Origin of the sequence: Micromonospora sp. DT62, from assembly GCF_049847285.1 — a bacterium.
GTDB classification, from domain to species: domain Bacteria; phylum Actinomycetota; class Actinomycetes; order Mycobacteriales; family Micromonosporaceae; genus Micromonospora; species Micromonospora reichwaldensis.
On record NZ_JBNCOB010000006.1, the window covers coordinates 341,670 to 360,795 of the forward strand.

A 19,126-nucleotide genomic window follows, 5' to 3' on the forward strand; every position below is an offset into this window, starting at 1 on the left:
GCCCGGCCGGCGTACCGCTGGCGGGCCGAGTCCACGTGCGGCGAGAGCGCGTCCACGTCGGTCCGCCGTGGCATGCCGCGACCGGCCCGCTCGCCTCAACCGGCCGGCCCGGGTTTCGGCTCGGGTCCCAGCTCCGGTTCCGGGTCGGGTTCCGGCTACGGGTTCGGCTCCGGCTCGGGCTTCGGCTCCGGGTCCGGGCCGGGCTCGGGAAGGGTCGGCGCGTCGGTGGGGTAGAGGCCGGCGACGAACCCGTACACCTGGTCGCCGGAGCGGGGGATCTGGGCGAAGCGGCGGGCCAGCGCCTGCACCTCGGCCCAGAACGCGCGTACCTCCTCGATCGGGATGCGGGCGTGCACGAGGGTGCAGCGCAGGTCGTCGGCGGCGTGGGCGGCGGCGGATTCGGCGACAGCCTCCGCGAGCCCGTTGACGGCGGTCGCGACCTGTCTGTCCTCGGGCCGGGTGAGCGCACCGATGTAGAGCGTGCGGGCGACCCGTCCGTAGTACCGCTCGTCGATCGCCCGCACCCGCCGGGTCCGCACCACCTTGAGCAGGCCGGCGTCGACGAGCGCGGTCACGTGGTAGGCGACGCTGCTCTTCGGCCGGTCGACCGCCCGGGCCAGCTCGGTCACCGTGGCGGCCCGCTCCAGGAGCAGCTCCAGGAGGGTGGCGCGCAGGGGATCGGCCAGCGCGCGAAGCTGCGCGGGCGCGGTGACCACGAGCAACTCGTCGAGGTCGTAGTCCGGGATCCGCTGATTGCTCGACATTTCTCGACCGTTCTAGAATCATGGATCATTCGATCGTTGTCGTCTGTTGACAGGAGTGTAGAGATGGCCGACGTGGTCCTGTTCCACCATCTGCGCGGGCTCACCGACGGGCTGCGCGAGTTCGCCGAACAGTTGCGGGCCGGCGGGCACACCGTGCACACCCCCGACCTCTTCGACGGTGAACTCCCGGCGACCCTCGACGAGGGCTTCGCGCTCACGAAACGCATCGGGGGCGAGGTGCTGCGCGAGCGTGCCGACCGTGCCGTGGCCGAGCTGCCCGACGGGCTGGTCCACGCGGGCTTCTCCTGGGGTGCCGCCACCGCCCAACGGCTCGCACAGACCCGGCCCGGCGCCCGTGGCGCGTTGCTCTACGAATCGTGCCTGCCCGTCACCGGCGAATGGGCCGTCGGCCCCTGGCCCGCCGGGGTTCCGGTGCAGATCCACGGCATGGACGCCGACCCGTTCTTCGCCCTGGAGGGCGACATCGAAGCCGCCCGCGAGCTGGTCGGCATCGTCGGCCCCGACCTCGGCGAGCTGTTCGTCTACCCGGGCGACCAGCACCTGTTCACCGACAGCACGCTGCCGTCGTACGACGCGGAGGCGACGGCACTGGTGCTGCGACGCTCGCGGGAGTTCCTCGACCGGCTGGGGTGAACCGGCGCTCCGCGCCGACCCTCACCCCCGCGCCGCTTGAACGGCGGCGTACGCGTCGACCAGGCCGGCGCCGGTGATGTTCCGGTCACCCCCGCAGGTCTGCGTCCGGGCGGCGTACGTGGCCACGGCCAGGGTCGCGGTGTCCCGGAGGATCTGCCGGGTGCGGGGCAGGTCGCCGACCAGCGCCGGGTTGGCCGACCACATCAGCGCCACCACGCCGGCCACCTGCGGCGTCGCCATCGAGGTGCCGCTCAGGACGGCGTACCCGCCGCCCGGCATCGCCGACAGCACCTCGTCGCCCGGCGCGACCAGGTCCGGCTTGGCCGCCCCCGGCACCGGTCCCCGCGACGAGAAGAGGGTGACCTTGCGCTGCCGGTCCACCGCGCCGACGGTCAGCACGTCCGCGTACGGGGCGGGCGGGTCGTCGATCGAGCGGCAGTACGGCCCGGTGTTGCCGGCCGCCGCCACCACCATGACGCCGGCGGCGTCCAGGGCGGCGGTGGCCGGCCCGAGCACGCCCGGGTCGCAGCCTTCGAGCGCCGGGCAGCCCCACGAGTTGGTGAGGATGTCCGGCGCGCGTGCCGGGCGCCCGTCGGTGAACGGGTCCCCGCCCGCCGGGAAGGGCGCCAGCATGAACTGGAGGCAGTCCAGGTAGTACGCGGGGTTGCCGAGGTTGCGGTCCAGGTTGACGCAGCCGGCCCACCGGGCGCCCGGGGCGACCCCGATGCCGCCCCGGCCCACCGCGCTGCCCGTCGTGTGGGTGCCGTGCCCGCCCTGGTCGGTCGGCGCCCGGGTGCCGTTCCACGGGTCGTACCAGGAGTCGTCGCCGCCCCGGAAGCCGCCCGCCAGCGCGGGGTGCCCGCCGTCCACGCCCGAGTCCGAGCTGCCCACCACGATCCCGGAGCCGTCCACCCCGAGCTGGGACCAGACCCGGTCCGCACCGAGCATCCGGACGTTCCACTCGGGGCCGGCGGGCGCGGGCGCGGTGCCGCGACTGCGGCCGGCCGGCGCGGGCAGCGGTCGCACCCGCTGGCTGACCAGCACCCGGGCGACCTCCGGCCGGCGCGACAGCCAGGCCCGCACCGCCGGCCCGCCGTCCACCTCGACGGCGTTGACGAGGTAGTAGGGGGTGTGGTCGAGCCGCAGCCGGCGCAGGTCCCGGCGCAGGTCGGCCTGGGTCCGCTCGGCGGTCGCGACCAGCCGCCGGTGGACCTCGGCGACCCGGGCGTCCCGGCCGGCCCGACCGGTCGTCGCCGGGACGCCGGCGAGGTCGGCCTGCTCGCGGAGCACCACGAACAGCCGCTCGCCGTGCAGGCCGGGCTGGCCCGCGCCGAGGGCCACCCCGCCGACCGCGACCAGCAGGGCGCTGGCGGCCACCCAGGCGACCCGCCGGCTCGGCCGCCGGCCCCGGCCCAGCAGCACCCCGTACGTCACGGCGAGGACGGCCGCGACGGCGAGCCCGGCGCCGGCGGCGGCGGCCACCCAGAACGGCACGTCGCGGGTGCTGGCCAGGAGGAGGGTGATCTCCTCGGGGTCGGTGAAGGCCAGCGGGCCGAGCACGCCGAGCCCCACCAGCCAACGGGCCGCGGGCCGGAGGACACCCGTCCCCGGCGGGCCGGCCGGGGCCGGGCGGCGGGCCGCCGCGTGCAGGGCCGCCAGCGCGAAGCCGGCCGGCGGCAGGGTCAGCAGCAGGGGAAGCTGGGCCCCGGACTGGCCGACCCCGGCGGTGAGCAGCAGCAGCGCGACCCCGGCGACCAGCCCTCCGACCAGCACCAACCGGGCCGGCCGGGGCGGTTCGCCGACGGTGAAGCGGGCCCAGAAGGCGTCGTCCAGCAGCGCCCCGGCCAGCACGCCCAGCGCGGCGGCGGCGACCCCGGCGAGCACCGTCTCCAGCAGCCCACCGAGGGCGCCCAGCCAGGTCCAGGGCAGCAGCAGCGCCAGCCCGCCGGCCACCCCGAGCAGCGTGACGGCCGACGCGGGCGCCCGGCGCGGGGCGGCCGACGCGGGCACCCGGGGGGTCGCGACCGCCGCGCGGCGGGCCAGCGCCCGCAGGACGAGGGCGGCCAGGGCGGCCGTGGCGGCCAACGCGGCGAGGTACGCCTCGTGGTGCACCGGCGGCATCGCCCGGAGCAGCCCCAGCGCGCCGAGCGCGAGCGCCGCCGCCAGCCAGGTCCGGCCGGTGGTGCGGACCGCCGCCGAGCGGGGCAGCAGGGCCAGCGTCAGCGCGGGCGCCCCGACCAGCAGCACGGTGAACAGCACCGTCGCCGGCCAGAGCCAGACCACGCGGTCCAGCCCGGAGGCCAGCAGGACCTGGTCGGCCAGCCAGCCGCCGAGCTGGCCGACGACGACGAGCCCGACCGTCCAGCAGCCGGTCACCGCCGCCGCCGCCACCGCCCAGGGGCTCGGCGGGCCCGGCGTCGCCAACGGTCTTGGAACGGGTTGACCAGCGGGGAACGGGGGGCCGACCTCCATCCCCAGACAGTACGGCGCGGACGGGCTGTCCCGCCGGGTGGCGGCGGCGGTTACCGTGGACGGGTGCGTGACCCCAACGTGTCCCGAACGACGGCCGGCCAACTCTCCCCCGAGCGCCGCGCCGCCGACCTGCGCCGCCTGCGCGCCGAACGCTTCGACGTGCTGGTCATCGGCGGTGGCGCGACCGGGGCGGGAGCCGCCCTGGACGCCGCCTCACGAGGGCTGAAGGTGGCCCTGGTGGAGGCGCGCGACTACGCCGCCGGCACCTCCAGCCGCTCCAGCAAGCTCATCCACGGGGGCCTGCGCTACCTGGAGCAGCTGGAGTTCCACCTGGTGCACGAGGCGCTCACCGAGCGCGGGCTGCTCGCCACCCGGCTGGCCCCGCACCTGGTCCGGCCGGTGCCCATCCTGGTCCCGCTGCCCGACGGGCGGGGCGTACGCGGCCTGCCGGCCCGGGTGTTCCGCCGCTCCTACTACGGCGCCGGCGTCGCGGCGTACGACGCCTTCGCCGGGATCTTCGGCGGCGGGCGCGGCATGCCGCTGCACCGGCACCTGACCCGCGAGGGTGCCCGCCGCGTCTTCCCCAGCCTGCGCGCCGACGCGGTGGCCGGCGCGATCCGCTACTACGACGGGCAGGTCGACGACGCGCGGCTGGTGGTGACCCTGGCCCGCACGGCGGCCAGCCTCGGCGCGACCGTGGTGAACAGCACCCGGGCGGTCGGGCTCATCCGGCAGGCCCGCGAGGTGACCGGCGTCCGGGTCCGCGACCTGGAGGCGCCGCCCGGCTCCCCGGACGCCGAGTTCGAGGTACGCGCCCGCACCGTCATCGCCGCCACCGGGGTGTGGAGCGACGACATGTCGCGGATGCTGAACGACGTCGGGCTGCGCCCCGGTATCCGCGTCCGGGCCTCCAAGGGCGTGCACCTGGTGGTGCCCCGTTCGGCGATCACCGGCGAGGCCGGGCTGATCCTGCGTACGGCCACCAGTGTGCTCTTCGTCATCCCGTGGGGCGGGCACTGGATCATCGGCACCACCGACACCGACTGGCGGCTGGACCGGTCCCACCCGGCGGCCTCCGCCCGGGACATCGAATACCTGCTGGAGCAGGTCAACACGGTGCTCGACCGGCCGCTCACGACGGCCGACATCGAGGGCGTCTACGCCGGGCTGCGGCCGCTGCTGGCCGGCGAGGCCGACTCCACCTCCAAGCTGTCCCGCGAGCACGCCGTCTTCGAGCCGATGCTCGGGCTGCTGCTGGTCGCCGGCGGCAAGTACACGACGTACCGGGTGATGGCCTCCGACGTGGTCGACCGGGCCGCCCACCGGCTCGGCGCCGTACGCCCCTCCCGCACCGCCGACCTGCCGCTGCTCGGCGCCGACGGCTACCCGGCGACGTGGCGGGACCGGGCGGACCTCGCCCGCCGGCACGGGATGCCGGTCGGGGTGATCGAGCACCTGCTGGAGCGCTACGGCACCCTCACCCGCGACCTGCTCGCGCTGATCGACGCGGACCCGCTGCTGGCCTCCCCGCTGGCCGGCGCACCGGAGTACCTGGCCGCCGAGGTGACGTACGCGGCCCGGGCCGAGGGGGCGCTGCACCTGGAGGACGTGCTCACCCGGCGGACCCGGATCTCCTTCGAGACGGCGCACCGGGGCCTGGAGTCGGCGGGCCACGCGGCCGAGCTGATGGGCGCGGTGCTCGGCTGGGACGAGGCCACCCGGGCCCGCGAGGTGGAGCACTACCGCGCCCGGGTGGAGGCGGAACGCGAGTCCCAGCTGATGCCCGACGACGCCACCGCCGACGCCGCCCGGCTCGGCGCGCCCGACGTACGGGGCTTCGCGGCGGACCGCGGCGTCGACGACGACCAGGCCGAACTGCCGTCCTCGTCCCGCTGACCGGCCCGGCCCCGGTCACCCCCTACATTCGCCCGCCCCACCCCGGAGAGCGGTTACGGCCCTCACCCGCGGTGGGATAGGTTCCGGCCCGTGCCCTCCGCTTCCTGGTTGCGTCCGGTCCGCGTGTCCGTCGCCGCCCTGCTGGCCGCCGCCCTCGCCGGCTGCGCGCTGCCCGGAAGCGCCGACGACGGCCCCGCGCCGGGCCCGGCCGGCACCGGGCTGTCGCAGCCGGGGCCCGGCGGGGCGGCGACCGCCGGAAAGGGCGAGGTCAGCCTCCTCCAGCGGGTCGGCACGGACGGGCCGCTGCGCACGCTCAACGTGGAACCGGACGGCAGGTGGGAGTGTGTCGACTGCGCCGGCGACGGCGTGACGTCGACCGGGGTGCTCGGCCCGGAACACGTCGCCCGGCTCCAGGAGCTGCTCGCCGACCCGGGGCTGGCGAAGGAGACCGACCAGGTCCGGCGCTACCAGGTCACCTGCATCGACGCGCTGACCTCCAGCCTGCTCACCTCGACCGGCCTGGTCACGTCGCAGGACTGCCCGGGCGAGGAGCACCCGCCCATCGCCAACGAGATCCTGCTGCTGCTCACCCAGGCCACCCCGGCCGAGATGACCGCCTGAGGACCGCGCCCGTCAGAGGACCTTGCCGGGGTTGAGCAGGCCGGCCGGATCGAGTGCCGCCTTGATCGCCTGGTGCACCCGCAGGCTCACCGGGCCGATCTCGCGGGCCAGCCAGTCGCGCTTGAGCAGGCCCACGCCGTGCTCGCCGGTGCAGGTGCCGCCCAGTTCCAGGCCGAGGCGCATGATCTCGTCGAACGCGCGCCGGCCGCGTTCGAGGCTCGCCGGGTCGGCCCGGTCCACCACGATGTTCGGGTGCATGTTGCCGTCGCCGGCGTGGCCGACCACGCCGATCGGCACGTCGCACTCCACCGCGATCCGGGCCACCCCGTCGAGGAGCGCCGCCAACGCGCCCCGGGGCACCGCCACGTCGTCGATGACCAGGCCGCCGTTGCCGCCCGGGTAGGTCTCCGCCGCGAACTTCTCCATCGCCGGGTGCGCGAGCCGGCGGGCCTGCAACAGGGCCGCCGCCTCCACGGCGTCGGTGGCCGCGTAGACCTCGTCGGCGCCGGCTGCCTCGCAGACCGCGGCCAGGCCGGCCAGATCGTCGGCCGCGCGGGAGCCGGTGTCGGCGGCTGCCAGCAGCAGCGCCTGGGCGTCCGTCCGCAGCCCCATCGGACGGTACGCCTCGATCGCCCGCAGGTGCGTCCGGTCGAGCAGCTCCAGCAGGCTGGGGGAGAGCCCCCGGGCGGCGATCTCGGCGACGGCCGCGCCAGCGGCGGCGGTGGACGGGAAGACCGCCACCATGGTCAGCGACTGTGCCGGGGCGGGCCGCAGCGCCACGGTCACCTCGGTGATCACGCCGAGGGTGCCCTCGGAGCCGACGAAGAGCCGGGTGAGGTCGTACCCGGCCACCCCCTTGGCGGTACGCCGGCCGGTGCGCAGCACCTCACCGGAGGCGAGCACCACCTCCAGGCCCAGCACGTACTCGGTGGTGACGCCGTACTTGACGCAGCACATGCCGCCGGCGTTGGTGGCGACGTTCCCGCCGATCGTGGACGACTCCCACGAGCCCGGGTCGGGCGGGTACCACAGGCCCTGCTTCGCCACGGCGGCGGCGAGCGTCGCGTTGACCACGCCGGGCTGCACCACGGCGATCCGGCTCACCGGGTCGATCTCCAACACGGCGTCCATCGCGACGGTGCTCAGCACCATCGCGCCGTCGACGGCGTTGGCCGCGCCGGCCAGCCCCGTGCGCGCCCCCTGCGGCACCACCGGTACGCCGTGCCGCGCGGCCGCCCGCAGCGCGGCGGCCACCTGCGCGGTGGTGCGGGGACGGATCACGACCAGGGGCGTACCGGCGGCACAGAGGTCGGCCTCGTCCCGCTCGTGCATCCGCAGCAGGTCCGGGTCGGTCAGGACGGCGTCGTCGCCGAGCGCCGCCCGCAGATCGTGGAGGAGGTGGGATCCGGCCATGTCGCCGAGGCTACGGTCGGTCCCGCGCGATAACCAACCGGTCCCCGGTGCCGGGTACCTTGGCCGACATGCTCTACCTGGACCGGCCCGCCTGGCCGTGGCGGGGGCGGCTCTGGTCCCACCTGATCAGCGACGTCTCCCCCGCCGAGCTGCACGCCTTCGCCGAGATGTTGGGCGTGCCCCGCCGGGGGTTCGACCGGGACCACTACGACATCCCGGCCGACCGGTTCGCGATGGCGGTCTGGCTGGGCGCCCGGGTGGTGCCGAGCCGGGAACTGGTGCGCCTGCTCCGGCAGGCCGGGCTGCGCCGCCCCAAGCACCTGGCCCGCCCGCGTGAGGTGGGGGTGGGGGGCTAGCGGAGGGTGGACAGTTCGCGGGTCAGGTTGGCGCGGGCCCGGGGCTCCCAGCGCCGTGCCAGCGGCGGCAGCCGGAACAGCGCCGGCAGGGCGAGCAGCCCGGCGAGCACCCGGGCGCGGCCGGCCCGGAAGGCGGGCTCGGGCACGTGCGCGTACTCCCGGCGGATCGCCGCGGCATAGCGGTCGTACGCCTCGGGTGGCGCCGCCAGGACGGCGAGGTCGGCGTCGCAGAGCAGCGCACCGTCGGCGTCACCCGGCTCCACGGCGTGCCCGGCGGTGAGCAGCACCAGCCGGCGCACCTCGGCCACGGCGTCGGCCGGCAGGCCCGCCCGGGTGAGCAGCGTCCCGGCGAGCGCCGCGCTGTCGCGCTCGTTGGCGTCGCCCCCGGCGCGCGGGTCGTAGACGGCGTCGTGGCACCAGGCCGCGAGGCGCACCAGGTCCGGCCGTCCGGCGGCCGGCGCGTGGGCGTCGACCACGTCGAGGACGGCCGTCAGGTGGTCGGCGTCGTGGTAGTGCCGGTGCGGCTCCCGCCAGCGGGCCAGCAGGTCCTCGCCGACCCGGCTCAGCTCCGCCGCGTCCGTCATTCCGGCGCCCCGGGCCGCGGCCCGCCACCGGTCGAGAAGGTCGACCACCCGGCCGAGTCTGCCCTACCGCCGTCGCCGCCGAGGATTCACCCGGCTCGGCACGGGTAGTCCCCGCCATGGCCGTGGCCCGGGACCGTCGACCCTCACGGGTGCGACGCGCCATACTGCGCGACCGGGCGACGGACATCGACGGCGCCCGGATCGCCGAGGCGCTGGCCCGCCTGCGGCACCGCAGCAAGACCACCCTGCACGACCGCCTGCACCGGCTGCGGATGGCGATGGGCCTCGCCGTGCAGGCCGGCCTCGCCGCCGGACTGTCCTGGCTGGCGGCGCACGAGCTGCTCGGCAATCCGCAGCCGGTCTTCGCGCCGATCTCCGCGGTCGGCACCCTCGCCGCCTCCGTCGGCCAGCGGTTCCGCCGCACGGTGGAGTTGATCGTCGGAGTGGCGATCGGGGTCGCCGTCGGCGACTTCCTCATCTACCTGCTCGGCACCGGCCCGTGGCAGCTCGGGCTGGTGGTCACCCTGGCCATCATGCTGACCATCTTCGCGGGCGCCAGCGTGGCCATAGTCATCCAGGCGGCGGCCACGGCGGTGCTGATCGTCACGCTCAGCCCGTCGACCGAGAACCTGGAGATCCCCCGGTTCATCGACGCGTTCATCGGTGGCGGCATCGCGCTGCTGGTCACCGCGATCCTGCTGCCGCTCAATCCGCTGCGGGTCATCAACCGGGCCGCCCGGCCAGCCCTGGACCTGCTCGCCGCCCAGCTCGACGTGACCGCGGAGGCCCTGCGGGACCGGGACCGGGGCAAGGCCCAGCAGGCCCTGGACCGGCTCCGCAACAACCAGGAGGAGATGGCCGCCTTCACCGAGGCCATCGAGGGAGCGAAGGAGACCACCACGCTCTCGCCCGCCCGGTGGCACCGGCGGGACGAGCTCATCCACTACGCCGAGGCCGCCGACCCGATCGACCGGGCGATGCGCAACGCCGGCACGCTGAGCCGGCGCGCGGTGACCCTGATCGAGGACGAGGAGCCCATCCCGGAGACGATGCCGGACGCGGTGGCCCATCTCGCCGAGTCGGTACGCCTGCTCAAGCACGAGTTCGCCGTCAGCGAGGAGCCCGAGCAGGCACGGGAGCGGGCGCTGCGCGCGGTCTGCGAGGCCGGCCGGGCGTACACCGACGGGGTCGGCTTCTCCGGCAGCGTGGTGATCGCGCAGGTGCGGACCACCGCCAGCGACCTGATGGTGGCCTCCGGCCTCAGTCAGGAGGACGCGAACCGCGGGGTCCGGGAGGCTTTCGACGACCAGGACCGGCCGGGCGGCGAGGGGGAGCGGGACGACGCCCCGAAGCCGCCCGCCGCCCCGCCGCTCGGCTGACCCGCACCCGCGTCGACCCGCTCAGGCCCGCAGGGCGCGGGCCAGGCGGCGGACGGCCTCGTCGATGAGGTCGGGTGGGGCGGCGGCGTAGGTGAGGCGGAGGTGGGGGGCCGGGGGTTCGGCGGCGTACCAGGGGCGGCCGGGGAGGACGACGACGCCTTCGGCGGCCGCGGCGGCGGCCAGCGCGACGTCGTCGGTGCCCTCCGGCAGGCGTACCCAGAGGTGCATGCCGCCGCGCGGGACCGGCTGCCGGGCCAGCTCCGGCAGGTGCCGGCGGAGCGCGGTCAGCAGCGCCTCGCGGCGGGTCCGCAGCGCGGTGCGCAGGGCGCGGCGGTGACGCGCCCAGGCCGGGGTGGTGACGAACTCGATCGTGGCCTGTTGCAGGGGCCCGGCGACGAAGAAGTCATCGAGCAGCCGGGCCGCCCGCAGCCGGGCGCCGGCTGGGCCGCGGGCGCCGATCGCGGCGACGCGCAACCCGGGAGCGGTCGACTTGGTCAGCGAGCGCAGGTAGACGACGTGCCCGTCGGGGTCGTCGGCGGCCAGCGGTGGCGGGGCCTGGCCGTCGATGGTGAGGTCGCGGGCGTAGTCGTCCTCGATGAGGAACGCCCCGGCGTCGCGTACGGCCTCGGCGACCCGGGCCCGGCGGTCCTCCGCGAGCGTCGCGCCGTGCGGGTTGGCGTACAGCGGCTGGCAGTAGAACAGCCGGGCGCCGGTGCGGGCGAACGCGGCGGCGAGTTGGTCGGGGCGTACCCCGTCGGCGTCGGCGGGCACGGGCACCACCCGGAGGCCGGCCGCCCGGGCGGCGGCCAGCGCGCCCAGGTAGGTCGGCGACTCGACGAGCAGGGTGTCGCCGGGCGCGGCGAGCGCCCGCAGCGCGGACGACAGGGCGGCCTGTCCGCCCGGGCAGACCACCATGTTCTCGGCGCGCAGCCCGGCCCCGGCCTCGCGGGCGAACCAGGCGCGCAGGTCTTCGCGCCCTTCGGCCGGCCCGCGCTGCCAGGACGCGGGCTGCCGGGCGGCGCGGGTGAGCGCGGCCCCGAGCGCGGCGGCGGGTTGCAGTTCCCCGTCCAGGTAGCCTCCGGACAGCGGGATCGCTCCTGTGGGCGGTAACGCCAGTAGCGCCTGCATCTCGTCCTCGCCCGGCCGGCGGGGGCCGAGCGCCACGGTCTGCCACGACAGGTCGGGAGCGCGCCACTCGCGTGGCGGGGCGGCCACGAAGGTGCCCCTGCCGGCTCGCGTCTCGACCAGTCCCTGGGCCACGAGCTGGCGGATGGCCTCGGCGACGGTGACCGGGGAGGCCTGGTGCCGGGCGGTCAGCTCGCGCACCGAGGGCAGCCGTGCGCCGGGATCCGCGGCAGCCGCGAGCCCGCGCAGGTCTTGGACGACGCGGTCGGCTGCGTTACCGTCATTCATGAACAGGAACAGTAGCGCTACTGTCAGGACCACGGTAACGGCGGACCGGACGGTCGGCCTCGCCCTCGGTGCGCTGGGCGTGCTCGCCTTCAGCATGTCGCTGCCCGCGACCCGCGTCGCCGTGCAACAGCTCGACCCGTGGTTCGTCGCCTTCGGCCGGGCCGTCGGCGCGGCGCTGCTGGCATGGGCGTACCTGCGATCCACCGGCGCCCCGCGGCCCACGCGCGGTCAGTGGCGGCGGCTGACGGTCGTCGCCCTCGGCGTCGTCGTCGGTTTCCCGCTGTTCACCTCGCTGGCGCTCAGCACCCAGACCTCCGCGCACGGCGCGGTCGTCATCACCGTGCTGCCCGCCATGACCGCCGTGTTCGCGGTGCTGCGGGCCGGCGAGCGACCGCCGCCGCTGTTCTGGGCCGCCAGCGCCGGCGGGCTGCTGGCGGTGCTCACCTTCCTCGGCGCCAGCGGCGCGGTACGCGGGGCCCTCGCCCCGCCCGACCTGTTCCTGCTCGCGGCGGTCGTGCTCTGCGGCCTGGGGTACGCCGAGGGCGGCGCGCTCGCCCGCGAGCTGGGTGGCGCCCGGACGATCTGCTGGGCGTTGCTGCTCTCGCTGCCCGTCACCGTGCCCGTCATGGTCGTCGCCGCCGTGGCCGCCCCGCCGCGCGCCGACCCCGTCGCCTGGTCGGCGTTCGGCTACCTCACCGTGGTCTCCATGTTCCTGGGCTTCTTCGCCTGGTACGCGGGCCTGGCCCGGGGCGGCATCGCGCAGGTCGGGCAGATCCAGCTCGCCCAGCCGGTGCTCACCCTGGCCTGGTCGGCGCTGCTGCTCGGTGAGGCCGTCACCCCTGCCTCGATCGCGGCGGCGGTGGCCGTGCTGGCGTGTGTGGTGCTGACCCAGCGCACCCGCGACCGCGCGCCGGCACCCGCAGTGGGAAAGGCCTGACGGGGGGCGCGCCCAGTCCCGGGCCGGCGCGGGGCTCGTACCGGAGCCGGCCGTCCCGCCGGCCCGGGGGAGTGGGCCGGCGGGTGCTCCCAGTCGGTCAGGTCAGCGCGGCGAGGGCGGCGAGCAGCCGGTCCACGCGCCCGGTCGTGCTGCCCAGCCGGACCAGGCGGCCGGGGATGGCTACGCTGACCGCATGGCCGACACCCCGCCCGGCGCATCCCTGCCGCCGTCGCCGACCGCGCCCGCCGTTCCGCCGCCCGGTGGGGCGGGGCCCGGGATGCCGCTGCGTCGGTTGGGGTGGCGTCGGGCCCTGGTGCTGGCCGGCGCCGTCCTGTTCATCGCGGCGTGCGCGCTGTTCATGCTCTTCACGCTCGGCGAGAACCTGGGCGCCAAGGCGCTGCTGATCGGCGTGGCCGCCGCGATCCTCCCGGTTCCGGTGCTGGTGGCCTGTTTCCTCTGGCTGGACCGCTACGAGCCGGAGCCCCTGAAGTACCTGATCTTCTGCTTCGCCTGGGGCGCGTTCGTCTCCACCGCGGCCTCGCTGACCGTCAACGAGTTCTCCGCCGGGCTCTTCGAGGACTGGGGGCTGCCGACCGCGCTGACCGCGGTGCTGGTCGCGCCGTTCATCGAGGAGCTGACCAAGGCCCTCGGGCCGATCCTGCTGCTGATCTTCCGCCGACGGGAGATCTCCGGGATCACGGACGCGCTGGTCTACTGCGGGCTCTCCGCGATCGGGTTCGCCATGGTGGAGAACATCCTCTACCTGGGCGGCCACGGCTACGCCAGCGGCGCGGAGCGGTACGGGCCGGCGACCGGCACCCAGCAGGTGATCGCCATCTTCATCGTCCGGATCCTGCTCTTCGGCTTCGCCCACCCGCTCTTCACCTCCATGACGGGGGTGGGGCTGGGCATCGCCGCGCGCACCGCCAGCCGGTGGGTCCGGGTGCTCGCCCCGCTCGCCGGCCTGCTGCTGGCGATGATGCTGCACGGGCTGTGGAACCTGCTGCCGACGCTCACCCAGGCCACCGGCCAGACGTTGATCATGCTGTACGGCTTCATCGGCGTGATGGTGCCGGTCTTCTTCGCCATGGTCGGGCTCGCCCTGTGGCTCCGGGCCTGGGAGGGGCGGCTCACCGAGCGGATGCTGCCGGACTACGTGCGGGCGGGCTGGCTGACCCCGCCGGAGGTGGCGGCGCTGAGCAGCCTGGGGCGGCGGCACGCGGCCCGGGTGTGGGCCAAGCGGGTGGCCGGCGACGGCGGGCTGAGGGCGATGCGCGGCTACCAGTTCGCGGCGACCCGGCTGGCGCTGCTGCGCGACGGCGCACTGCGCGGCCTGGACCGGCGTCCGGCGGACCAGGAGCGGACCGCGCGGGAGGAACGGGAGCTGCTGGAGGCGATCGGCGCGTACCGGTCGTTCTTCGTGGGCCGGGACCCGCAGGTGCCGGCGGGAATCTGGGACGGGCACCGCTACCACCTGCGGTTCCCGGACGGCACGCAGCGGTCGGTCGAGGCGCCGGACGAGCCCGTCGTGCCGATCCCGGTGGTGCTCGTCCCGCCGCCCCCGCCGCCTCCGGCCGGCTTCGGCCCGCCCGGCTGGTACGGCCAGCAGCCGCCGGCACCGTGGCACCCCGGCCGCCCCTGAACCCGGTCGTCAGGTCATCAGGCTGGTCAGGAAGTCACCGAGGCCCTGCGCCATCGCCATCAGTCCCGCCCCGATCGCCTTGAACATCTCCGCCGCGCCCTCCGGCCGAAAGGCCATGAAGTAGATCAGGAACGCGACGCTCCCCCAGAGCAGAATCTTCTTCACGAGTACCGGCATCGCGTCCCTCCCCAGGGCCGGTGATGCGGCTGGCTTCCCGGCGGGGGGCGACGCAAACGGCACGGGCGCCCTCATCCGGGCGGGCGGGCCGGGGGTGGGCTCAGAGGTAGAGGCCGGTGGAGTCGTTCTCGACCCGCTCGGCGGCCACGGCGTGCACGTCGCGTTCGCGCAGCAGCACGTACCCGCGGCCGTGCAGTTCGACCTCGGAGCGGTCGTCGGGGTCGAAGAGGACCCGGTCGCCCGAGACGATGGCGCGCACGTTCGGCCCCACGCCCACGGCGGTGGCCCAGGCCAGACGCTTGCCCACGGCGGCGGTCGCCGGAATCACGATGCCGGCGGTCGAGCGTCGCTCACCCTCGCTCCCCTCCATCCGCACCAGCACACGGTCGTGCAGCAGGCGGATCGGCAGCTTGGAGTCGAGATTCTGGTCGGCGGTCACGCCGCAGACGCTACCGTGTCCCGGTCGGCGGGCCGTGGGCGGTTACGCGGCGGGGGCCGGGGGCAATGTGTGGCGGACCTGCCCTACGGTGGCGTCGTCGGACGTATCCTGTCCGCCCACCGGCGTGGGCGGGCCGGTCTCTTGCCAGGAGGTGCGCTTGAGCCGCTTCGAGCAGATCCGCGGACGGCTCCGTCGCGCGTACGAGTCGGGCCGGGAGACGGCGCGGGCACGCCGTCCGGATCCGGCCGACGGCCCCGAACCGGCCGGCGTGGCCTCGCCGACGTCCCCCGGCCCGGTGGCGGCGCCGTCCGCGACCGTGGTCGGTGCCCCGCCGCCCGGGGCGATGCACAACTCCACCTCCAGCCGGGACGACGCGGACGTGCCGCACGCGTTGCGGATCGCCGCCGCGTGGTCCTGGCGGCTGATCGTGATCGGCGTGGTGGCCTGGGCGCTGCTGAAGGTCGTCGGCACCGTCCGGATCGTGGTCATCCCGCTGGCCGTCGCGCTGCTGCTCTCGGCGCTGCTCGCGCCGGCGGTCGGCTGGCTGCTGCGGGCCCGCCTTCCCCGGTCCATGGCGACGGCGGTGGTGCTGGTGGGCGGCCTGGCCGGGGTGATCGGGACGCTGACCCTGGTGGTGAACGAGTTCATCCAGGGCGTGCCGGAGCTGAGCAAGAAGTCCTCCGAGGGCGTCCGGCAGATCCAGGACTGGCTGAAGACCGGACCGCTGCACCTCTCCGACGGCCAACTCGACAACTACATCGAGGAGGGCCAGAAGTGGATCAACAACAACACCGAGAAGTTCACCAGCGGCGCCCTCTCCACGGCCGCCACGCTGGCTGAGGTGCTGACCGGCACGCTGCTGGTGCTCTTCGCCACGTTCTTCTTCCTGCGCGACGGCAACAAGATCTGGCGCTTCCTGGTCCGGCTGTTGCCGGTGGCCGCCCGCTGGAAGGTCGACGACGCCGGGCGGGCGTCCTGGGCGACGCTGGTCGCCTACGTCCGGGCGACCGTGCTGGTCGCCTTCATCGACGCGGTCGGCATCGGCGTCTTCCTGGTCATCTTCGACATCCCGTTCGCCTTCCCGCTCGCCGCGCTGGTCTTCCTCGGTGCGTTCATCCCGATCGTCGGTGCGACCCTGTCGGGCGTCGTCGCGGTCCTGGTCGCGCTGGTCGACAGCGGCCCGGTGACCGCGCTGATCATCCTCGGCGCGGTGATCGGGGTGCAGCAGGTGGAGGGGCACCTCCTCCAGCCACTGATCATGGGCCGGGCGGTGGCCATCCACCCGCTCGCGGTCATCATCGGCATCGCGGCCGGCGTGGTCCTCGCCGGGATCACCGGCGCGCTGGTCTCGGTGCCGCTGATCGCCGTGCTCAACACGGCCGTCCGCCGGCTCGCCGCCCGCACCGTTCCGGACACCCCGCCCGACGCCGTCGTCGTCGCCTCCCAGGCGCCGTGACGGGTCAGACCTTGGCGAGGCGGTCGAGGGCGCCCCGGGCGACCTCCGGCCGGGTGGTGTACCAGAACGGCGGCAGCGACCGGCGCAGGAACGGCCCGTAGCCCCGGGCCGTCTCCAGGCGCGAGTCGAGGACCGCCACCACGCCCTTGTCGCCCGTCGACCGGATCAGCCGCCCCACCCCCTGAGCCAGCCGGATCGCGGCGATCGGCACGCTGACCGCCGCGAAACCCGACCCCCCGCCGGCGTCCACCGCCGCGGCCCGCGCCGCCGCCAGCGGCTCGTCCGGCCGGGGGAAGGGCAGCCGGTCGATGACCACCAGCTGGCAGGAGTCGCCCGGCACGTCGACGCCCTGCCAGAGCGACATCACCCCGAACAGGCAGCTGGACTTCTCCTCCCGGAACCGGCGTACCAGCAGCGGCAGCGCCTCCTCGCCCTGGAGCAGGACGGGCAGGTCGGTCCGCGCGCGCAGCAGCTCCGCCGCCTGCTGCGCGGCCCGCCGGGAGGAGAAGAGGCCGAGGGTACGCCCGCCGAGCGCGGTGACCAGCTCGAGCAGCTCCTCGCCGGCCGCGTCGGGCAGCCCGGAGACGCTGGGCCGGGGCAGGTGCGCGGCGACGTACAGGATGCCCTGCCGGGGGTAGTCGAACGGCGAGCCGACGTCGAGGGAGCGCCAGCCCGGCCCCGAGGTGGCCGGCGCCCCCGCTGCGCCACCCTGTGCGGCGCCGTCCTGCGTCCGGCCGCCCTGGGCCGCGCCGCCGTCGGACGGTCCGGTGCCTCGTGCCGGTGCGGCGGCGCCGGGGCGCCCGGCGGACCTGGCGGCCAGCGCGGCGGCGGCCGGTGACGGCGGGTCGGCCGGGGGCGCCTCCAGGCCCAGCGCCCGGGCCACCGTGTCGAACCGGCCGCCCAGCGTCAGCGTCGCCGAGGTGGCGACGACCGTGCGCTCCTCGTACAGGTGGGTGGCGAGCGTGCCGGCGACCGAGAGCGGCGCGACCACCAGCGCCCGGCGACCGGTGTTGTCGTTCTTCTCCACCCAGGCGACGTCGTGGTCGGCCTCCTCCAGCAGCCGCTGCGCGGTGGCGGAGAGCTCGTCGAGCACCGCCTTGGCCTGCTGCTTGCGCACCGGGTCCGGGTCGTCGGACTTGACGTCGCCGATCGCGTCGAGCGCCGCCCGGGTGGCCGCGTCGAGCAGGGTGCACGCCTCGCGCAGCGGGGACGGCAACCCCGAGGTGATCCGCCCGGCCGGCGCCTCGGCCAGCCCGACGGCCAGGGCGTCGCCGGCCGCGGTCAGCGACTCGGCGGTGTCCGGCCGCAGCAGCGGGCGGGCCCGCTTCGCGGAGCGGTCGATCAGCTCCGGCACCAGCTCGGCCTGCGCGGCGGAGGAGACCCGGTCGGCCAGCTCGTGCGCCTCGTCGACGATGAGCAGCTTGTGCGGCGGCACGATGTGCCGGCCGGCGAGCATGTCCACCGCGAGCAGGCTGTGGTTGGTGACCACGATGTCGGCCTCCCGGGCCCGGGCCCGGGACGCCTCGGCGAAGCACTCCGCGCCGAACGGGCAGCGGGACGCGCCGACGCACTCCCGGGCCGGCATGGAGACCAGCCGCCAGGCCTGGTCGTCGACGCCCGGGTCCAGCTCGTCGCGGTCGCCGGTGTCGGTCTTCTCCGCCCAGTCGCGCAGCCGCTGCACCTGCTTGCCGAGCCGACCCGCCTCGCCGAGCCACTTCGTGCCGCCGCTAGGGCGCGCCGCCGGGGCGTCGAAGAGGGTGTCCTCCGGCTCGTCCTCGGTGGAGTTGTCCAGCCGGGCCAGGCAGAGGTAGTGGTGCCGTCCCTTCAGCACCGCGAAGGTGGGCCGCCGGCCGAGCACCGGCTCCACGGCGTCGGCGAGCCGGGGCAGGTCGTGGTCGACCAGCTGGGACTGCAACGCCAGGGTGGCCGTGGAGACCACCACCGGACCGTCCACGGTCAGCGCGGGCGTCAGGTAGGCCAGCGACTTGCCGGTGCCCGTGCCGGCCTGCACCAGCAGGTGCTCCCGCGCCTGCACGCACTCCTCGATGGCGGTCGCCATCTGCTGCTGACCGGGACGCGCCGCCCCGCCCGGCACCGCGCCGACCGCGGCGGCGAGCAGCTCCACCCCGCTCGGCCGGGCGCCCCGCCGCCGGCCTCCGGTGCGGGGCGAGGGGGCGGCGGAACCGGTGGCGAGGCGCGGAGTCACCGTGCGACGGTACCCGTCGTCCCCGACACCGGCCGCGCCGATCCGGGCGTGGCGTCGTCACGGTACGGTCTCCCGTCGACCGCGTCCGGTTACTTCCGTGCGGCGACGGATGGGCGGTATCGGTTAGGGTGCGATTCATGCCGAGCGACGTGGTCCGCGTGATCTACCGCAAGTACGACGGCAGCGCCCACCGCGACTACCCGGCCCGCCGGCTGGCCGAGGACGAGCTCGGCGTCTGGCTCGGCGTGACCGAGGGCACGAAGTCCGTCTACCACGGCCGGCCGTCGGTGGAGCAGATCCCGTTCGTCCTCCTGGTGCCGCACCACGCCTGGTGGACCGGCATGTTCAACCCGCCGCCACGGACCAGCGAGGTCTACTGCGACATCGCCAGCCCGGCCCGCTGGGAGAACGACGACACCGTCCACCTCATCGACCTCGACCTCGACGTGGTGCGTCGGCGGACCACCGGGCTGGTGGAGCTGCGCGACGAGGACGAGTTCGCCGAGCACCGGGCCCGCTTCGGTTACCCGGACGACGTGGTGGCGCAGGCCGAGGCGGCGTCCCGGTGGCTCCTCGGGGCGCTGGGCGACGGCGTCGAGCCGTTCGCCACGTCGTACCGGAAGTGGCTGGCCCTGGTGGTCTGACTGTGAGGCTGGCCGGGTCGGTCCGTACGTGATGGGCTGATGGCTGGCGGCAGTGGATGTGACCCTTGCTCTG

General features: G+C 75.7%; 16 protein-coding genes and 2 pseudogenes. 9 read left to right on the forward strand and 9 right to left on the reverse strand.

Annotated features, from left to right (window positions below; all coding sequences use genetic code 11):
• Positions 1–155: 155 nt before the first annotated feature.
• The gene (locus tag ACPXCB_RS12495) at positions 156–764 is read right to left on the reverse strand and encodes a helix-turn-helix domain-containing protein (RefSeq protein WP_425874982.1); all 609 of its coding nucleotides are present in this window, start codon (positions 762–764) and stop codon (positions 156–158) included.
• 63 nt (positions 765–827) lie between these two features.
• Between ACPXCB_RS12495 and ACPXCB_RS12500 the strand changes: the two genes are divergently transcribed.
• Positions 828–1,418 carry a dienelactone hydrolase family protein gene (locus ACPXCB_RS12500; protein WP_425874984.1) on the forward strand — a complete coding sequence of 197 codons (591 nt, stop codon included), beginning with the start codon at positions 828–830 and terminating at the stop codon, positions 1,416–1,418.
• Between the two features lie 21 nt (positions 1,419–1,439).
• On the opposite strand, the gene ACPXCB_RS12505 is transcribed toward ACPXCB_RS12500, so the two are convergent.
• Complete coding sequence (locus ACPXCB_RS12505) at positions 1,440–3,890, reverse strand: S8 family serine peptidase (protein WP_425874986.1); 2,451 nt, start codon at positions 3,888–3,890, stop codon at positions 1,440–1,442.
• Positions 3,891–3,968: 78 nt separating this feature from the next.
• On the opposite strand from ACPXCB_RS12505, the gene ACPXCB_RS12510 reads away from it, so the two are divergent.
• Positions 3,969–5,786 carry a glycerol-3-phosphate dehydrogenase/oxidase gene (locus ACPXCB_RS12510; protein WP_425875022.1) on the forward strand — a complete coding sequence of 606 codons (1,818 nt, stop codon included), beginning with the start codon at positions 3,969–3,971 and terminating at the stop codon, positions 5,784–5,786.
• Between the two features lie 90 nt (positions 5,787–5,876).
• Positions 5,877–6,407: a hypothetical protein gene (locus ACPXCB_RS12515; protein WP_425874987.1), complete on the forward strand. Its 531-nt coding sequence runs from the start codon at positions 5,877–5,879 to the stop codon at positions 6,405–6,407.
• Positions 6,408–6,419: 12 nt separating this feature from the next.
• Here ACPXCB_RS12515 and ACPXCB_RS12520 read toward each other — a convergent pair whose 3' ends face one another.
• On the reverse strand, positions 6,420–7,820 hold the full coding sequence (locus ACPXCB_RS12520) for an FAD-binding oxidoreductase (RefSeq protein ID WP_425874989.1): 1,401 nt from the start codon (positions 7,818–7,820) through the stop codon (positions 6,420–6,422).
• Positions 7,821–7,888: 68 nt separating this feature from the next.
• On the opposite strand from ACPXCB_RS12520, the gene ACPXCB_RS12525 reads away from it, so the two are divergent.
• A complete protein-coding gene (locus ACPXCB_RS12525) occupies positions 7,889–8,176 on the forward strand; it encodes a DUF4031 domain-containing protein (protein ID WP_425874991.1) in 288 nt (95 codons plus the stop codon).
• On the opposite strand, the gene ACPXCB_RS12530 is transcribed toward ACPXCB_RS12525, so the two are convergent.
• A complete protein-coding gene (locus ACPXCB_RS12530; RefSeq protein WP_425874993.1) occupies positions 8,173–8,808 on the reverse strand; it encodes an HD domain-containing protein in 636 nt (211 codons plus the stop codon). The two genes, ACPXCB_RS12525 and ACPXCB_RS12530, sit on opposite strands and share 4 nt — an antisense overlap.
• Positions 8,809–8,882: 74 nt before the next feature.
• On the opposite strand from ACPXCB_RS12530, the gene ACPXCB_RS12535 reads away from it, so the two are divergent.
• On the forward strand, positions 8,883–10,139 hold the full coding sequence (locus tag ACPXCB_RS12535; protein WP_425875024.1) for an FUSC family protein: 1,257 nt from the start codon (positions 8,883–8,885) through the stop codon (positions 10,137–10,139).
• Positions 10,140–10,160: 21 nt separating this feature from the next.
• Here the strand turns inward: ACPXCB_RS12535 and ACPXCB_RS12540 are convergent, their stop codons facing one another.
• On the reverse strand, positions 10,161–11,552 hold the full coding sequence (locus tag ACPXCB_RS12540; RefSeq protein ID WP_425874995.1) for a PLP-dependent aminotransferase family protein: 1,392 nt from the start codon (positions 11,550–11,552) through the stop codon (positions 10,161–10,163).
• Here ACPXCB_RS12540 and ACPXCB_RS12545 point away from each other — a divergent pair.
• Together ACPXCB_RS12545 and ACPXCB_RS12550 are read left to right on the forward strand one after the other, a co-directional pair.
• Positions 11,551–12,489: a DMT family transporter gene (locus ACPXCB_RS12545; protein ID WP_425874997.1), complete on the forward strand. Its 939-nt coding sequence runs from the start codon at positions 11,551–11,553 to the stop codon at positions 12,487–12,489. The genes ACPXCB_RS12540 and ACPXCB_RS12545 overlap by 2 nt on opposite strands.
• Before the next feature lie 193 nt (positions 12,490–12,682).
• Positions 12,683–14,131 carry a PrsW family intramembrane metalloprotease gene (locus ACPXCB_RS12550; RefSeq protein ID WP_425874999.1) on the forward strand — a complete coding sequence of 483 codons (1,449 nt, stop codon included), beginning with the start codon at positions 12,683–12,685 and terminating at the stop codon, positions 14,129–14,131.
• Positions 14,132–14,140: 9 nt separating this feature from the next.
• On the opposite strand, the gene ACPXCB_RS12555 is transcribed toward ACPXCB_RS12550, so the two are convergent.
• On the reverse strand, positions 14,141–14,308 hold the full coding sequence (locus ACPXCB_RS12555) for a hypothetical protein (RefSeq protein ID WP_165947924.1): 168 nt from the start codon (positions 14,306–14,308) through the stop codon (positions 14,141–14,143).
• 100 nt (positions 14,309–14,408) lie between these two features.
• Positions 14,409–14,747: a GroES family chaperonin gene (locus ACPXCB_RS12560; RefSeq protein WP_121400053.1), complete on the reverse strand. Its 339-nt coding sequence runs from the start codon at positions 14,745–14,747 to the stop codon at positions 14,409–14,411.
• Between the two features lie 157 nt (positions 14,748–14,904).
• Here ACPXCB_RS12560 and ACPXCB_RS12565 point away from each other — a divergent pair, with 157 nt between their 5' ends.
• Positions 14,905–16,203 (forward strand): AI-2E family transporter, encoded by a 1,299-nt coding sequence (locus ACPXCB_RS12565; RefSeq protein ID WP_425875001.1) that lies wholly within the window; start codon positions 14,905–14,907, stop codon positions 16,201–16,203.
• Between the two features lie 4 nt (positions 16,204–16,207).
• Here ACPXCB_RS12565 and ACPXCB_RS12570 read toward each other — a convergent pair.
• Together ACPXCB_RS12570 and ACPXCB_RS12575 are read right to left on the reverse strand one after the other, a co-directional pair.
• Positions 16,208–16,903: pseudogene (locus ACPXCB_RS12570) on the reverse strand (ATP-dependent DNA helicase); the annotation flags it as partial.
• Positions 16,904–17,056: 153 nt separating this feature from the next.
• Positions 17,057–18,477: pseudogene (locus ACPXCB_RS12575) on the reverse strand (ATP-dependent DNA helicase); the annotation flags it as partial.
• Between the two features lie 69 nt (positions 18,478–18,546).
• Here ACPXCB_RS12575 and ACPXCB_RS12580 point away from each other — a divergent pair.
• Entirely contained in the window at positions 18,547–19,053 is a 507-nt protein-coding gene (locus ACPXCB_RS12580; RefSeq protein ID WP_425875003.1) for a DUF402 domain-containing protein, read from the forward strand.
• The last annotated feature ends 73 nt before the right edge of the window (positions 19,054–19,126 follow it).

Excerpts from the sequence above, each read along its gene's own strand:
- ACPXCB_RS12495 (WP_425874982.1), bottom strand. The coding sequence starts at position 764 with ATGTCGAGCAATCAGCGGATCCCGGACTACGACCTCGACGAGTTGCTC.
- ACPXCB_RS12500 (WP_425874984.1), top strand. The coding sequence starts at position 828 with ATGGCCGACGTGGTCCTGTTCCACCATCTGCGCGGGCTCACCGACGGG.
- ACPXCB_RS12505 (WP_425874986.1), bottom strand. The coding sequence starts at position 3,890 with ATGGAGGTCGGCCCCCCGTTCCCCGCTGGTCAACCCGTTCCAAGACCG.
- ACPXCB_RS12520 (WP_425874989.1), bottom strand. The coding sequence starts at position 7,820 with ATGGCCGGATCCCACCTCCTCCACGATCTGCGGGCGGCGCTCGGCGAC.
- ACPXCB_RS12525 (WP_425874991.1), top strand. The coding sequence starts at position 7,889 with ATGCTCTACCTGGACCGGCCCGCCTGGCCGTGGCGGGGGCGGCTCTGG.
- ACPXCB_RS12545 (WP_425874997.1), top strand. The coding sequence starts at position 11,551 with ATGAACAGGAACAGTAGCGCTACTGTCAGGACCACGGTAACGGCGGAC.
- ACPXCB_RS12540 (WP_425874995.1), bottom strand. The coding sequence starts at position 11,552 with ATGAATGACGGTAACGCAGCCGACCGCGTCGTCCAAGACCTGCGCGGG.
- ACPXCB_RS12550 (WP_425874999.1), top strand. The coding sequence starts at position 12,683 with ATGGCCGACACCCCGCCCGGCGCATCCCTGCCGCCGTCGCCGACCGCG.
- ACPXCB_RS12555 (WP_165947924.1), bottom strand. The coding sequence starts at position 14,308 with ATGCCGGTACTCGTGAAGAAGATTCTGCTCTGGGGGAGCGTCGCGTTC.
- ACPXCB_RS12580 (WP_425875003.1), top strand. The coding sequence starts at position 18,547 with ATGCCGAGCGACGTGGTCCGCGTGATCTACCGCAAGTACGACGGCAGC.